General features: G+C 71.2%; 12 protein-coding genes and 1 pseudogene. 5 read left to right on the top strand and 8 right to left on the bottom strand.

Annotation, left to right across the window (positions count from 1 at the left end):
• From Q2100_RS14260 to Q2100_RS14245, 4 genes and pseudogenes are all read left to right on the top strand, one after another.
• Positions 1-540: pseudogene (locus Q2100_RS14260) on the top strand (pyridine nucleotide-disulfide oxidoreductase); the annotation flags it as partial.
• Positions 537-950 (top strand): 4Fe-4S dicluster domain-containing protein, encoded by a 414-nt coding sequence (locus Q2100_RS14255; RefSeq protein ID WP_264011396.1) that lies wholly within the window; start codon positions 537-539, stop codon positions 948-950. The pseudogene Q2100_RS14260 and the gene Q2100_RS14255, both read left to right, overlap by 4 nt.
• 11 nt (positions 951-961) lie before the next feature.
• Positions 962-1,855 carry a D-alanyl-D-alanine carboxypeptidase family protein gene (locus Q2100_RS14250; protein WP_302914595.1) on the top strand — a complete coding sequence of 298 codons (894 nt, stop codon included), beginning with the start codon at positions 962-964 and terminating at the stop codon, positions 1,853-1,855.
• Positions 1,856-2,005: 150 nt separating this feature from the next.
• Positions 2,006-2,797 (top strand): D-alanyl-D-alanine carboxypeptidase family protein, encoded by a 792-nt coding sequence (locus tag Q2100_RS14245; protein ID WP_407667625.1) that lies wholly within the window; start codon positions 2,006-2,008, stop codon positions 2,795-2,797.
• A 78-nt stretch (positions 2,798-2,875) separates the two neighbouring features.
• Here Q2100_RS14245 and Q2100_RS14240 read toward each other — a convergent pair whose 3' ends face one another.
• From Q2100_RS14240 to ftsY, 7 genes are all read right to left on the bottom strand, one after another.
• Positions 2,876-3,970 carry an amidohydrolase family protein gene (locus Q2100_RS14240; protein ID WP_302914594.1) on the bottom strand — a complete coding sequence of 365 codons (1,095 nt, stop codon included), beginning with the start codon at positions 3,968-3,970 and terminating at the stop codon, positions 2,876-2,878.
• Positions 3,967-5,529: a signal recognition particle protein gene (ffh, locus tag Q2100_RS14235; RefSeq protein WP_302914593.1), complete on the bottom strand. Its 1,563-nt coding sequence runs from the start codon at positions 5,527-5,529 to the stop codon at positions 3,967-3,969. Before ffh ends, Q2100_RS14240 begins: the two co-directional genes overlap by 4 nt.
• A 48-nt stretch (positions 5,530-5,577) precedes the next feature.
• The gene (locus Q2100_RS14230) at positions 5,578-7,035 is read right to left on the bottom strand and encodes an allophanate hydrolase-related protein (RefSeq protein WP_302914592.1); all 1,458 of its coding nucleotides are present in this window, start codon (positions 7,033-7,035) and stop codon (positions 5,578-5,580) included.
• Positions 7,036-7,080: 45 nt separating this feature from the next.
• Positions 7,081-9,579 carry a [protein-PII] uridylyltransferase gene (locus tag Q2100_RS14225; protein ID WP_302914591.1) on the bottom strand — a complete coding sequence of 833 codons (2,499 nt, stop codon included), beginning with the start codon at positions 9,577-9,579 and terminating at the stop codon, positions 7,081-7,083.
• A 73-nt stretch (positions 9,580-9,652) separates the two neighbouring features.
• Positions 9,653-9,991: a P-II family nitrogen regulator gene (locus tag Q2100_RS14220; protein WP_003881099.1), complete on the bottom strand. Its 339-nt coding sequence runs from the start codon at positions 9,989-9,991 to the stop codon at positions 9,653-9,655.
• Between the two features lie 6 nt (positions 9,992-9,997).
• Positions 9,998-11,362, bottom strand: a complete 1,365-nt coding sequence (locus tag Q2100_RS14215; protein ID WP_302914596.1) for an ammonium transporter — start codon at positions 11,360-11,362, stop codon at positions 9,998-10,000.
• Between the two features lie 192 nt (positions 11,363-11,554).
• Complete coding sequence (gene ftsY / locus Q2100_RS14210; RefSeq protein WP_302914590.1) at positions 11,555-12,901, bottom strand: signal recognition particle-docking protein FtsY; 1,347 nt, start codon at positions 12,899-12,901, stop codon at positions 11,555-11,557.
• Positions 12,902-12,950: 49 nt separating this feature from the next.
• On the opposite strand from ftsY, the gene fni reads away from it, so the two are divergent.
• Positions 12,951-13,952: a type 2 isopentenyl-diphosphate Delta-isomerase gene (fni, locus tag Q2100_RS14205; RefSeq protein WP_302914589.1), complete on the top strand. Its 1,002-nt coding sequence runs from the start codon at positions 12,951-12,953 to the stop codon at positions 13,950-13,952.
• A 12-nt stretch (positions 13,953-13,964) separates the two neighbouring features.
• Here the strand turns inward: fni and Q2100_RS14200 are convergent.
• On the bottom strand, positions 13,965-15,010 hold a 1,046-nt coding region (locus Q2100_RS14200), incomplete at its 5' end, for an AAA family ATPase (protein WP_302914588.1).

The following is a 15,010-nucleotide window of genomic DNA, read 5'->3' as shown; positions in this document are numbered from 1 at the left end:
GCGGTCAGCGGTGGCGGCAGCCGCAACGGGTCATGGGCGATCGCCTCCGGGACGTTCGCGGGGCGCGGCGCCGCCGAGTTCAGCAGGCGCCGCAGGGCCGCGCCGGCCGCATCGACGCCCGGGTCCGTCCGCGGCGGCAGCGGTGTACCCACCGCCGATGAGGTGGTGCGCGCGGTGCAGTCGCACATCCTGCCGCCGCTACGCAGCTACCTGAAGTCCGCGGACCGGCTCCGCGAGTCGGCGGCGGCGCTGGAGACGCTGTGGCGCGACGTGTCCGGCGGCCTGGCGCCGCTGCCCGACCGAGAGGGTTACAAGGCGCGGCAGGCCGTCGCGCTGGTGGCGACCGCCCGCTGGATCACCGCGGCGTCACTGGTGCGGCAGGAGACCCGCGGCCTGCACCGCCGCGAAGACCTCCCCGACACCTCGCCGGCGTTCGCGCACCGCATCCTCGTCGGCGGTCTCGACGAGGTGTGGACGGCCATCGATCCGGTCGCACCGCGGTTCGCGGCCGCCCCGGTGGCGGCGGGGGCCTGCGCGTGATCGAGATCGTCAGCGCGCAGGCGTGCATCGCCTGCGACATCTGCATCAAGGTCTGCCCCACCGACGTCTTCGACCGCGGGCCGGACGGGGTGCCGACGATCGCCCGTCAGGGCGACTGCCAGACCTGCTTCATGTGCGAGGCGTACTGCCCCACCGACGCCCTCTACGTGTCCCCCGCGGCGACGCCCGTCGGGGCGGACAGCCCGCACGCCGACGAAGACGCGGTCGCCCGGTCCGGCCTGCTCGGCGGGTACCGGCGGATGGTCGGCTGGGGTCAGGGCCGGGAGGCGGGTGCGCGCAGGGACAGGAACCCGTTGCTGTCGGCGGTGCCGCCGCTGCCGGAGTCCGCGCTGCCCGTCCCGGCGCCCGTCTGCGACCGGATGTGGAATCACCCGCAACCGTCGGGTTAGGCTCACCGCCCATGGGGAGGCTGTTGGCGGCCGTGACGGCCGCGCTGTGTCTGTTCGCATCGAGCGCGACGACGACCACGGTGACGGCCTCGGCCGTGCCCGCGGTGGGCGTCAGCCAGCCGACGGGTTCGCTGCCCATCCCGGACGGACCCGCCCAGGCCTGGGTGGTGGCCGACATGGATACCGGCCGCGTGCTCGCCGGCCGCGAGCAGAACACCCGCTACGCCCCCGCCAGCACCATCAAGGTGCTGCTGGCGCAGGTGGTGCTCGACGAGGTGCCACTGGACTCGACGATCGTCGCCGACGAGGCCGACACCAGGGTCGAGTGCAACTGCGCCGGTGTGCAGCCCGGCCACGTCTACACCGCCCGTCAGCTGCTGGAGGCGCTGCTGCTGGTGTCCGGGAACGACGCGGCCAACACGCTGGCCCGGATGCTCGGTGGCGCCGACGCCGCGGTCGCGAAGATGAACGCCAAGGCGGCCTCGCTCGGTGCGCACGGCACCAACGCGGTCACCCCGTCCGGACTGGACGGCCCCGGCATGCCGTTCTGGTCGACGCCGCACGACCTCGCGGTCATCTTCCGGGCGGCGATGGCCTACCCGGTGTTCGCACAGATCACTGCGATGCCGTCGACGGTGTTCTTCACCAAGGCCGGCGACGCCGTGCTGGTCAACCAGGACGAACTGCTGCACCGCTACCCCGGTGCCATCGGCGGCAAGACCGGTTTCACCGACATCGCGCGCAAGACCTTCGTGGGCGCCGCGCAGCGCGACGGCCGCAGGCTGGTGGTCGCAATGATGTACGGACTCGTCAAAGAGGGCGGGCCGACGTACTGGGATCAGGCCGCGGCCCTACTGGATTGGGGTTTCGCGCTCAACCGCGACGCCGGAGTCGGCGCGCTGTAACCACCGGCCGGCGTCCTCACACCTGTCGACACCGAGCTGCAATGGCTTCGAGACGGATTCGATGCGGCGGCAACACTACGCTCGGCGGCCGTGGCCACGTCGCGCGAGCGTTCCTGGGCGCGCACGCTGGTAGCGGCGCTCGCCGTCCCGATACTGGCGGTGGTGCCCGTCCCCGCCGCCGCTGCGGATCCCGTCGGGGTGGCGCCCGCGGGTGCGGTGTCGCTGCCCGAAGGCCCGGCACAGTCGTGGCTGCTCGCCGATCTGGACTCCGGGCGGGTACTGGCCGGCCGCAACCCTCATGAGCCGCATGCGCCGGCCAGCACCATCAAGATCCTGCTGGCCACGGTGGTGCTCGACCATCTGCGACCGGACAACTTCGCCCGCGCCAACCAGTCGCACACCCAGGTCGAATGTTCTTGTGTCGGACTGAAACCGGGCCAGCCGTACACCACCCGCCAATTGCTCGAGGCGCTGCTGATGGTGTCGGGCAACGATGCGGCGAACATGCTGGCCGACATGCTCGGCGGCCAGCGGGTCGCGGTGGCGGCGATGAACCGCAAGGCCGCGAGTGTCGGTGCGCGCAGCACGAGGGCGTCGTCGCCGTCGGGACTCGACGGCCCAGGATGGGAATCGATCACCACCGCGCATGATCTCGCGTTGATCACCCGGGCGGCGCTGCGCTATCCGCTGATCGCCCACATCATGCGGCAGCCGTCGGCGCAGTTCCCGGGCAAGACGATCACCAACCAGAACGAACTGCTGAGCCGCTACCCGGGCGACCTCGGCGGCAAGACCGGCTTCACGAACCTCGCCCGCAAGACCTACGTCGGCGCCGCACAGCGGGGCAACCGTCGCCTGGTGGTGGTGCAGATGTATGGCAGCGGGGACCTCTACGGGCAGGCGATCGGCCTGTTCGACTGGGGCTTCGCGCAGGCGGCGTAGTCCCCACCTGCGTTGACTATGCGCTCAGGGCGCGAATGTGCGAGTGGCGTGCACCCTGGATGCAGAGTCAACGCAAGATCAGAAAGCGCGGCCACGCAGGATGATGAGGTCGGGGCTGTTCAGCACCGCGGCGCCGGAGCGCGGATCAATGGAGTAGCAGACCAGGTCGGCCGATTCACCCGCGACCAGACCGGGCCTGCCCAGCCATTCACGAGCCGCCCAGCTCGCCGCGCCGAGCGCATCGGTGGGGCTCATGCCGATCCGCTTCAGCGCGTCCACCTCGTCAGCGATGCGGCCGTGGGCGATCATCCCGCCGGCGTCGGTGCCCGCGTAGATCCGCACGCCCGCCTCACGTGCCGCGCCCACCCGCTGGTCGCACTTGGCGTGCAGATCCCGCATGTGCGCGGCGTAGGTCGGGTACTTGCCCGCGGCGTCGGCGATGCCGGGGAAGTTCTCGATGTTGATCAGCGTCGGCACCAGCGCGGTGTCGTGCTCCACCATCAACGCGATGATGTCGTCGGTGACCCCGGTGCCGTGCTCGATGCAGTCGATGCCGGCCTTGATCAGGCCCGGCAGGGCGTCCTCACCGAACACGTGGGCGGTGACGCGCGCCCCCTCGGCGTGCGCCGCGCCGATGGCCGCGACCAGCACCTCGTCGGACCACAGCGGCGCCAGGTCGCCGACGGACCGGTCGATCCAGTCGCCGACCAGCTTCACCCAGCCGTCACCGAAGCGGGCCTGCGCCGCCACCGCGTCGGGCAGCTGCGACTCGTCCTCGATGTCGATCGGCAGGCCGGGGATGTAGCGCTTCGGCTTCGCCAGGTGCCGTCCCGCACGGATGATCCGGGGCAGGTCAGCGCGGTCGTCGAGGCTGCGGGTGTCCACCGGTGAACCGCAGTCGCGCAGCAGCAGTGCGCCGGTTTCACGCTCGGTCTCGGCCTGGGCGATCGTCTCGTCGGCGTCGACGGCGCCGCCGGGACCCAACCCCACATGGCAGTGCGCGTCGACCAGCCCGGGCAGGATCCAGCCCTGCGCACCGTTGGCGCCGAACACCGTCTCCGCACCCGGGACCGGGTCGGCGCTCAGCACACCGTCGACGATCCACCACTCGACCGGCTGCCCGTCCGGGAGTCCGCGGCCCCTGACGTGCAGGCGCGTGGATTCCGCGGTCAATTCTTCGGGAACTTCAGCTTGGACAGGTCGATGTCGGCGAGGCCGGGCGGCAGCTCGTCCAATCCCTTCGGCATGTTCGACAGGTCGGGGAATCCGGCGGGCATGCCGGGCATCCCGGCGCCCAGCGGGTTGCGCGCCTTGGGCTGGGTGGGCCCGCGGCCGCCCTTCTTGCCCTTCTTCTTGGTGTTCTTGCCGCCCTTGCGGTTGTTGGCCTTGCGCGCGAACGGCATGCCCATCTGGCCGGCCATCTGCGACATCATCTTGCGGGCGTCGAAGAACCGGTCGACGAGCTGGTTGACCTCGCCGACGGACACCCCGGACCCGTTGGCGATGCGCAGCCGGCGGGAGCCGTTGATGATCTTCGGATCGGCCCGTTCGGCGGGTGTCATGCCGCGAATGATGGCCTGCACGCGGTCCAGTTGGCTGTCGTCGACCGCGGCCAGCGCGTCCTTCATCTGACCCGCGCCCGGCAGCATGCCCAGCAGGTTGCCGATCGGCCCCATCTTCCGGATCGCCAGCATCTGCTCGAGGAAGTCCTCCAGCGTGAGCTCACCGCTGCCGATCTTGGCGGCGGCCGCCTCGGCCTGCTCGGCGTCGAAGTGCTGTTCGGCGGCCTCGATCAGGCTGAGCACGTCGCCCATGCCGAGGATGCGGCTGGCCATCCGGTCGGGGTGGAAGACGTCGAAGTCCTCGAGCTTCTCGCCGCTGGACGCGAAGAGGATCGGCACGCCGGTCACCTCGCGCACCGACAGCGCGGCGCCACCGCGGGCGTCGCCGTCGAGCTTGGTGAGCACCACGCCGGTGAATCCGACGCCCTCGCGGAACGCCTCGGCGGTGGCGACCGCGTCCTGGCCGATCATGGCGTCCAGGACGAACAGCACCTCGTCCGGGTCGACCGCACTGCGGATCGCCGCCGCCTGACCCATCAGCTCGTCGTCGATGCCCAGCCGGCCGGCGGTGTCGACGACGACCACGTCGTAGTGCTTGGCCCTCGCCTCGGCCAGGCCGGCCGCCGCGACGGCCACCGGGTCGGCGGTGCCCTTGACCTCGGGCGCGCCGGGGGCGGTGCCGGGGTGCGGTGCGAACACCTGCACACCGGCGCGTTCGCCGACGATCTGCAGCTGGTTGACCGCACCGGGCCGCTGCAGGTCGCAGGCCACCAGCAGTGGCGTATGCCCCTGTCCGCGAAGCCATTTCGCGAGCTTGCCGGCGAGTGTGGTCTTACCGGAACCCTGCAGGCCGGCGAGCATGATCACGGTCGGCGGGGTCTTGGCGAATCTCAGCTGGCGGGTCTCGCCGCCGAGGATGCCGATCAGCTCCTCGTTGACGATCTTGACGACCTGCTGGGCCGGGTTCAGGGCGGCCGAGACCTCCGCGCCCTTGGCCCGCTCCTTGATGCGCGCCACGAAGGCCCGCACCACGGGCAGCGAGACGTCGGCCTCCAGCAGGGCCAGCCGGATCTCCCGGGTGGTGGCGTCGATGTCGGCGTCGGTGAGCCGCCCTTTGCCCCGCAGGCCCTGCAGGGCGCCGGTCAACCGGTCGGACAGGGATTCAAACACGACGTCCAGCCTAACCGGGTCGTGAGGGTCTCAGCAGAGCGGTTGCGCTCAGCCGACCGCCCCCTGTGCCAGCGCCGCGGTCCAGCTGCCGTAGCCGCTGAGGTCGGTGCCCGCCGCGGCGGCCTCGCCGTCGCAGCCGAACCCCGTGCGCCAGGTGCCGTCGGCCATCTCGACCTTGCCCAGCTGCATCGGCGCGGGCAGCGCCGCGAGGAACGCCCCGAGCGCGCCGGTCGACAGCAGCCATCGGTGTCCGGTCAGCGCCGAGCCAGGTGTGCCGTCGCGCACCCGGGTGACGGCGGGCTTCGGGGGCGCGGTGTCCAGGGCGGTCATCCGGTAGCGCGGCGCGGTGGCGATCTCCCCGGCGAAGCGCGCGCCTCGGTCGGTGAGTTGGTGCGCCAGCGGGCCGCCGCGCAGATGGGCGCCGAACACCACAAGTTCCACGCAGTGCAGGGCCGCCAGTGGCCATACGTCGACGGGCGCCGAGCCGCCGGTCAGCATCGTCGCGACGTCGAGGGCGACGGCATCCTCGAACGCCCGGGCCAGCACGGTCACCCCGAACTGCGCGTCGCTCGCGGTGCCTGCCGGGACCGCGACACCACACATGTCGAACACGTCGCAGAAATCGGTGAAAGTCCCCAGCGCGGCGTCGACGCCCACCGGGTCGGCGGCCGCCTCGTCGATCCGGGGGTGCGTCGGCGCCGTCGGCACCAGCAGGACGTCCGCGCCCTCGAGCGCCGCCAGTGCCAGCCGCCGGAGCCTGAAGACCTCGGCGCGGTCGCGGTTCACCTCGTGTGCGGTTCTGTCGCGGGAGCCGGTGACGGCGGCGGCCGGCGCACCCGCGGCGAGGAACGGGCCGACGTCGAGTTCGACGATCGCGGCGCCCGCATCCGACAGCGTTCCAACGGCACGCGCGAACGCCTCGCGCCACGTCGGATCCGGCGCAGACAGATCGCGCGGGACGGCGACCACCGGGTTCGGTGGCGCGGCCAGCCGGGTGTCCGCAGGCCAGCGGCGATCACCGGGTTCGGCGGCCAGCACCGCCATCGCACGGTCGGCGAGCGCGATTCCGGACGCGAGGAGTGAGACGCGGGGCTCGTGGGCCGGCACCACGCCCTCGGTGCTGAGGACGCCACTGGTCGGCGTGATCGCCACGATGCCCTGCATCGCGGCCGGGATGCGGCCGGATTCCGCCGCACCGCTGACGATCGCGATGTCGGCGTCACCCGCGGCGACGGCCACCGCCGCGCCGGAACCCGCACCGCCGCTGACGAACTGGTCCATGTTCGTCTTGCCCACCACGACCGCGCCTGCGGCCCGCAGCGCCGTCACCGCGGCCGCGTCCCGGTCGGGTAGGTACGTGAACTCGGGGCATGCCGCCGTGGTGGGCAGGCCCGCGACATCCACGTCGTCCATGACCGCCAGCCGGATCCCCGCCAGCGGCCCGCGGCCCGCGGCCAGTTCCGAGGCCACGTCGCGGTCCGGCCGCCTGCTGATCCACACCGTCATCTGTGCCTCCGGGTAGCCGACAGCGGGTTGCGCATGGCCGTCGGTCTAACTGGCCTCGGACACCTTCTTGGCCGGCGGCGGCGTGGGCAGCACTCCGTAGAGATCGTGTTCGAGTTCCTCGCGCACCCGCTGCGCCCCTGCCCCCTCGTCGACGGCCATGGCGGGCACGACGATGCAGAACGCGTCGACCACCGACGAGCCCAGCGTGGTGACCTTCGCCCACGCGATGTCGACGCCGTCGCGCTCGAACACCGCGGTCAGCCTTGCCAGCAGGCCGGCGCGGTCGGTGCTGCGGATCTGCACGATCAGCTCGCCCGCGGTGGCTCCCTCGGACCACAGCACCCGCGGCGGGGCGGGCACCTGGTTGCCCGGCACCGCGGCTACCACCTCACCCGCCCGCGCGGTGCCGTGCTGCGCCGCCTCGCGGTCCCGCTTGTCCAGCGACGCCAGCACGTCCAGATCGCCGTCGAGGGCCAGGATGAACTGCTGACGCAGGAGTTCGGCCGCCGGCGGCGTCCCGAAGTGCGGTGACACCACGAAGGTGTTGATGGCCGAGCCCGCATGACTGTTGACCGACGCCGAGTGCACCCGCAGCGAATTCAGTGCCAGCACGCCGGCCGCCTTGGACAGCAGGCCGCGGCGGTCCGGCGCGATCATGGTGACGTGGTAGATGTGCGGGCTGTCCCCCGCCGTCATCTCGACATGCACGCCGACCTCGCTGGCCAGCTGAAGGTGGTGCGGGTCAACGGGATCCGGCTTGGGCAGTGGCTCCCCGGCCATCACCAGCCGGCACCGCCGGACCAGGTCGCCGATCAGCGACGCCTTCCAGTCACCCCACACGCCGGGACCGGTGGCCAGCGAGTCCGCCTCCGCCAGCACGTGCAGCAGTTCGAGTACCACCAGGTCGCCGCCCAGCTTGTCCACCACGGCGTCGATGGTCTTCGGGTCCTGCAGGTCGCGGCGGGTCGCGGTGTCGGGCAGCAGCAGGTGGTAGCGCACCATCGTGGACAGCACGTCGATGTCGCTGGGCCACAACCCGAGTCGCGTGCCGATCTGATTGGCCAGTTCGGCGCCGATCACGCTGTGGTCACCGCCGCGGCCCTTGCCGATGTCATGGCACAGCGCACCGAGCAGCAGCAGGTCCGGGCGAGACACCCGGGTGGTGAAGGCGCTCGCGCGCGACACCGTCTCCACGAGGTGACGGTCGACCGTCCAGATGTGCACGACGTCGCGCGGCGGGAGGTCGCGCACCGCGCCCCATTCGGGGAACAGCCGCCCCCACAGCCCCGTCCGGTCGAGCGCCTCGATGGTCGCGACCGCGCTCGGGCCGGCCGCCAGCATCACCAGCAGGTCCTTGAGCGCCTGGCCGGGCCACGGCGTGCGCAGCTCCGGCGCGTTCAGCGCGAGCCGGCTCAAGGTCGACACCGCCATCGGCAGCCCCGTGGTGGCCGACGCCGCGGCGACCCGCAGGATCAGTCCGGGGTCGCGTTCCGGGCGCGCGTCGCGGGCCAGGATCACCTCGCCGGCGTACTCGATGACGCCCTCGTCGAGCGGCCGTCGCACGGGCCGGCGCAGCGCCGCGAAACCCCGCTTCGGCAGTGCGTTGGCGGCGGTGCGCACGCCGGCGTCGACGTAGTAGCTGACAGTGCGCGCCGCGTCGGAAAGCATGCGGGCCAGGTCGAACCGGTCGCCGATCCGCAGGGCAGCGCCGATCTCGTCGGCGTGCTGGGCCAGCAGCGTCTCGCGGCCGCGCCCGGAGACCCGGTGCAGTTCGGTGCGCACGTTGAGCAGCGCCATGTGCGCCTCACCCAGCGAGCCGGTGGGCGAGGCCAGCGACCGGCTCGGGTAGACGTCGGCCAGCTGCGCGATCGCCAGCGCGTTGAGGAGCTGGACGTCCCGCAGGCCGCCGCGGCCGGACTTGAGGTCGGGCTCGGCGCGGTGCGCGATCTGTCCGCTGCGCTGCCACCGTGCCCTGGTGTGCTCGACGAGTTCGCCGAACCGGGGCGCGATGCCGGTGCGCCACTGCCTGCGGGCACCGCCGATGAGCAGCGACGACAGGTCGGCATCGCCGGCGATGTGCCGGGCGTCGAGCATGGCCAGGCCCGCGGAGATGTCCTCGCCGGCCACCTTCAGCGCCTCGGGCACCGTGCGCACGCTGTGGTCGATCCGGATGTTGGCGTCCCACAACGGGTACCACAACAGCTCGGCGACCTGGCCGACCACGTCGGCGGGCATGTTGTCGTGCAGCAGCATCAGGTCGAGGTCGGAGTACGGCAGCAGTTCACCGCGTCCCAGCCCGCCCGTCGCCACGATGGCGAAACCGCTGGTGGCGGTGATCCCGATCTCGGTGGCCTTGGTGCTGAGCCAGAACTCGTGCAGGTCGAGCAGCGCGTCGCGCAGTGCGACGGTGTCCAACGGGCGTGTGCCACCGGCGATCAGCTGCGCCGACGCGCTGACGAGGTCCGTCGCCGGTCGGGACGAGCCCGCCGCCGGAGCCACCCAACGAGGGGCTCCGGCGGCGGAATCTGATGTCTGATCGGTCATTTCGAGTGTCCTCCCGGCCCAGCTAGTTCAACGCTCACGGTGCTCGGCCGGGAGACGACGACTCGATCGGTCTCTAGAGGGCGTCGGCGCCCCGCTCACCGGTGCGCACCCGCACCACGGTGTCCACGGGACTCACCCACACCTTGCCGTCACCGATCTTGCCGGTACGCGCTGCCTGCACGATGACGTCGACGACCTTGTCGACCGCGGAGTCGTCGACCACGACCTCGACACGTACCTTCGGCACGAAGTCGACGGAGTACTCGGCACCTCGGTAGACCTCGGTGTGACCCTTCTGACGGCCGTACCCCTGCACCTCGCTGACGGTCATCCCGAGGATGCCCGTCTGCTCCAGGCCGGTCTTGACGTCTTCCAGCGTGAACGGCTTGACGATCGCAGTAATCAGCTTCATGTTTCCCTATCCCTCCACGCCGGGGTGACGACCCAGAGTCGAGCCCGCTCCGACTGTCGCGAAGTCGTAGCCGGTCTCGGCATGCTCGGCCTCGTCCGGTCCAGTCGATTCATCTTCCTCGCTGAGCCGCAGGCCCACGGTGAACTTGACTATCAGAGCCAAGATAGCGGTAGCGATTCCGCTGTAGACCAGAACCGCCCCTGCACCGACCGCCTGGCGCCACAACTGGTCGACGCCTCCGCCGTAGAACAAGCCTGCGACACCGGCACCGGTCTCCGGGGCGGCGACCAGCCCGATCAGCAGCGTGCCGACCAGACCACCGACCAGGTGGACACCGACCACGTCGAGCGAGTCGTCGTAGCCCAGTTTGTATTTCAGGCCCACCGCCAGGGCGCACAGCACGCCCGCGACCGCTCCGATGACCAGCGCGCCGAGCACGTTGACCGACGAGCAGGACGGTGTGATCGCCACCAGGCCGGCGACGATGCCCGACGCCGCACCCAGCGAGGTGGCCTTGCCGTCGCGGATCCGCTCGGTGAGCAGCCAGGCCAGCATGGCCATCGCGGTGGCCACCGTGGTGGTGACGAAGGTGGAGCCGGCGAGGCCGCCTGCAGCGGTCGCAGAACCGGCGTTGAAGCCGTACCAGCCGAACCACAGCAGCCCGGCGCCCAGCATCACGAACGGCAGGTTGTGCGGCCGCATCGGCGTGCCCGGCCATCCCCTGCGCTTGCCGAGGATGACCGCCAGCACCAGACCGGCGATACCGGCGTTGATGTGAACGGCTGTGCCACCGGCGAAGTCGATGGCGGCCAGCTTGTTGGCGATCCAGCCGCCGGTCTCGGCGGTGCCGCCGTCGAAGGAGAACACCCAGTGCGCGACGGGGAAGTACACCACCGTCACCCACAGCGCGACGAACAGCAGCCAGCCGCTGAACTTGATGCGATCGGCCACCGCGCCGGAGATCAGCGCGACGGTGATGATCGCGAACATCAGCTGGAAGGCCACGAACACCGTCGCCGGGAAGGTGAACACCAGCGGGATGTTGACCACCTCGGCGGCCTCGATGCCCGCACCCGGGTCCTCGACCACGGCCTCCGCGGCATTGCCGCCGATGAGGCCCTTGAGTCCGAAGAACTGCGTCGGGTCGCCGAACAGGTTGCCCACGTCGTTGCCGAAGGCAAGCGAGTAGCCGTACAGCACCCAGAGCACGGTCACGACGCCCATCGCGCTGACGCTCATCATGATCATGTTGAGGACGCTCTTGGCGCGGACCATGCCGCCGTAGAAGAACGCCAGACCGGGGGTCATCAGGAGCACCATGGCAGCGCTTATCAACATCCACGCCGTATCACCGGTGTCCGGTATACCCATCGTCGGGAATTGGTCCACTCGCAGTTTCCTCCTTCGACATGCCACGGCCGCAAGGATTCACAACCGTTGACCTGGTCCAAGACAATGCGCAGTGGTTGTTTCCGCGAAGACGCAGGAGTGTTTCGCTCGTGTGAACGGATGGGCGGTCGACGTTTCGGCGGTGTTACTTCGTGGACTTTCGTGCTTCTCGCGTCAGCCGAGCAGCGCGTCGACGAAGGCCCCTGGCTCGAACGGCGCCAGGTCGTCGGGACCCTCGCCGAGGCCGACGAGCTTGACCGGCACGCCGAGTTCCTGCTGCACGCGGAACACGATCCCGCCCTTGGCGGTGCCGTCGAGTTTGGTCAGCACCACCCCGGTGATGTTGACCACCTCGGCGAACACCCGGGCCTGAGGCAGGCTGTTCTGCCCGATGGTGGCGTCGAGCACGAGCAGCACCTCGTCGACGGAGGCCCGCTTCTCGACCACCCGCTTGACCTTGCCGAGCTCGTCCATCAGGCCGGTCTTGGTGTGTAGCCGGCCCGCGGTGTCGATCACCACGACGTCGGCGCCGGTAGCGATGCCCTTGTCGACGGCGTCGAACGCCACCGACGCCGGATCGGCGTTCTCGGGCCCGCGCACCACGTCGGCGCCCACCCGCGACGCCCAGGTCTGCAGCTGGTCGGCCGCGGCAGCCCGGAACGTGTCGGCGGCGCCGAGCACCACCCGGCGCCCGTCGGCCACCAGCACGCGGGCCAGCTTGCCGACCGTGGTGGTCTTGCCGGTGCCGTTGACGCCGACGACGAGCAGCACCGACGGCTTGTCCGCGTGCGGCAGCGCCCGGATCGACCGGTCGAGGCCGGGCTGCAGTTCGGTGATCAGCACGTCGCGCAGCACCGCGCGGGCGTCGGCCTCGGAGCGGACGTTGGCGGCGGCCATCCGGGTGCGCAGCGCGGCGACCACCGACTCGGTGACGACCGGGCCGAGGTCCGCGATCAGCAGCGTGTCCTCGACGGCCTCCCAGGAGTCCTCGTCGAGATCCCCGCCGCCCAGCAGGCCGAGCATGCTGCGGCCGAGGGCGTTCTGCGACTTCGCCAGCCGCCCCCGCAGCCGGTCGAGCCTGCCGTCGGCGGGTGCGATGACGTCGAGCACCGGTTCGGGTTCAGCGGCCGGTTCCGGTTCGGGCTCGGGCGCCTCGGCGGGCTCGATGACGGGCTCGGGCTCGGTGACGGTTTCGGGTTCCGGCAGCCGCACATCGGCGATCGGGCGCTTCGGGGCGTCCCGCGGCACCGTCGCGTCGTCGCCGACGGCGGGCAGTCCGCTGGTGTCGATCCGCTCGGGCGGCGCCTTCGGCGGGGCGGGCGGCGCTGACGATTGTGTGAACGTGATGCCCGATGAGGCGGTGTATCCGCCGGACCGGTCCAGCGGTGTGGCAGTGTCGGGTGCGGCCAGGCTGATCCGTCTCCGCCGGTATCGGACCAGGCCGACGACGAGCGCAGTGACGAGCAGAACGGCGATGACCGCGATTGCGATCCACACTCCGAGTGGCACACCTTGGGTCACCCCGCCATTGTGTCAGGGGGACCGGCCGTTGAATTCCGACCCCGGGGGCATGGAGACCCGCAAGCGCCGCCACATCGACGTCTGCCTGGACGGCGACGTCGAGTATCACGGCGTCACCACCGGGTTCGAGCGCTACCGGCTGCCGTACAACGCGCTGACCCAGACCAGCCTCGGCCGGATCGACCTGTCCTGCGAATTCCTCGGCAAGACGCTGGCCGCCCCGGTGCTGATCGGGGCGATGACGGGCGGCGCCGAGCTGTCGGGCACCATCAACCGCAATCTCGCCACCGCCGCGCACCGCCTCGGCGTCGGCATGATGCTGGGCTCGCAGCGGATCATGTTCGACAACGACGCGGCCGCCGACAGCTTCGCGGTGCGCGATGTCGCCCCGGACGCACTGCTGATCGGCAACGTCGGCCTGGCGCAGCTGACCGCGGACGTGGTCCCCGCCCTGCACCGGGTGCTGGACCGGGTGGGCGCCGACGCACTGGCCGTGCACACCAACCCGTTGCAGGAGGCGATGCAGCACGAGGGCGACACCGACTTCTCCGGTTCACTCGCCCGGCTGCGCGAGGTCACGGGCAGCCTGGGCTACCCGGTGATGCTCAAGGAGGTGGGCCACGGCATCGGCGCGGCCGCGGCCGCCGAGCTGGTGGACTGCCGGCTCGCCGCGGTGGACGTGGCGGGCGCCGGCGGCACCTCGTGGGCACGCGTCGAGCAGTTGGTGCGCTACGGCGAGATCCGCCACCCCGCCCTCGGCGACTGGGGCATCCCGACCGCCCGGGCGCTGCTCGAAGTGCGCCGCACGCTGCCCGACGTGCCGGTCGTCGCCTCCGGAGGCATCCGCACCGGGATGGACGCGGCCAAGGCGCTGGCGATGGGCGCCGATGTGGTGGCCGTCGCGCGCCCGCTGCTGAAACCGGCCATCGACTCCGCGGACGCCGCGACGGACTGGCTGCGCCGCTTCATCGACGAGCTGCGGATCTGCCTGCACGGCTGCGGCGCGGCCACCCTGACCTCGCTGCGCCGCCGGGGCGTCGAAGAGGTCTAGCGGCGACCGCTGTCAGGTCGAGGCGCCGGCCGTCACTTCCTGGCCGCGCATGCGCTGGCTGATCACCTGGGTGATGCCGTCGCCCTGCATGGTGACGCCGTAGAGCGCGTCGGCGATCTCCATGGTCGGCTTCTGGTGGGTGATGACGATCAGCTGCGAGCGCTCCCGGAGCTGCTCGAAGAGGCCGAGGAGGCGGCGCAGGTTGACGTCGTCGAGCGCGGCCTCGACCTCGTCCATGATGTAGAACGGCGACGGACGCGCCCGGAAGATCGCCACCAGCATCGCCACCGCGGTCAGCGACTTCTCCCCGCCGGACAGCAGCGACAGCCGCTTGACCTTCTTGCCCGGCGGGCGCGCCTCCACCTCGATGCCGGTGGTCAGCATGTCCTCCGGGTTGGTCAGCAGCAGCCTGCCCTCGCCGCCGGGGAACAGCGACGCGAAGACCTGCGTGAACTCACGCTCCACGTCGTAGTAGGCCTCGGCGAACACCCGCAGGATGCGGTCGTCGACGTCGGCGATGACGTCCAGCAGGTCCTTGCGGGCCGCCTTGACGTCCTCGAGCTGGGTGGACAGGAAGTTGTAGCGCTCCTCCAGCGCGGCGAACTCCTCGAGCGCCAGCGGGTTCACCCGGCCGAGTTCGGCGAGTTCGCGTTCGGCCCGTTTGGCGCGCCGCTCCTGGGTGGGCCGGTCGTAAGGCATCGGGGCGGGCGCGGTCACCTGTTCCCCGCGTTCCCGGGCCTGTTCGAACTCCGCCATCTCCAGTTCCGTCGGCGGCAGCGGCACCTGCGGGCCGTACTCGGCGACGAGGTCCGCGGGTGACATCCCGAACTGCTCGAGCACCTGTGACTCCAGCTGCTCGATGCGCAGTGCCGCTTGGGCTTTGGCGACTTCGTCGCGGTGCAGGGCGTCGGTGAGCGAGCTGATCCTCGCGCTCAGCCGGGTGACCTCCTCGCGCGCCTGCGCCAGCCCCGCGGCCCGGATCTGACGCTGGGCGGCCAGCGCGTCGCGGTTGCGCGAGGCCACTCCGACCACCGCGGTCAACCGCTGCGCGACGAGGC

Origin of the sequence: Mycolicibacterium arseniciresistens (assembly GCF_030519285.1) — a bacterium.
GTDB classification, from domain to species: Bacteria; Actinomycetota; Actinomycetes; order Mycobacteriales; family Mycobacteriaceae; genus Mycobacterium; species Mycobacterium arseniciresistens.
The sequence above is the reverse complement of the archived record's forward strand: the minus strand, read 5'-3'. Positions and strand labels throughout refer to the sequence as shown.

Excerpts from the sequence above, each read along its gene's own strand:
- Q2100_RS14250 (WP_302914595.1), top strand. The coding sequence starts at position 962 with ATGGGGAGGCTGTTGGCGGCCGTGACGGCCGCGCTGTGTCTGTTCGCA.
- Q2100_RS14230 (WP_302914592.1), bottom strand. The coding sequence starts at position 7,035 with ATGACGGTGTGGATCAGCAGGCGGCCGGACCGCGACGTGGCCTCGGAA.
- Q2100_RS14225 (WP_302914591.1), bottom strand. The coding sequence starts at position 9,579 with ATGACCGATCAGACATCAGATTCCGCCGCCGGAGCCCCTCGTTGGGTG.
- Q2100_RS14220 (WP_003881099.1), bottom strand. The coding sequence starts at position 9,991 with ATGAAGCTGATTACTGCGATCGTCAAGCCGTTCACGCTGGAAGACGTC.
- Q2100_RS14215 (WP_302914596.1), bottom strand. The coding sequence starts at position 11,362 with ATGGGTATACCGGACACCGGTGATACGGCGTGGATGTTGATAAGCGCT.
- fni (WP_302914589.1), top strand. The coding sequence starts at position 12,951 with ATGGAGACCCGCAAGCGCCGCCACATCGACGTCTGCCTGGACGGCGAC.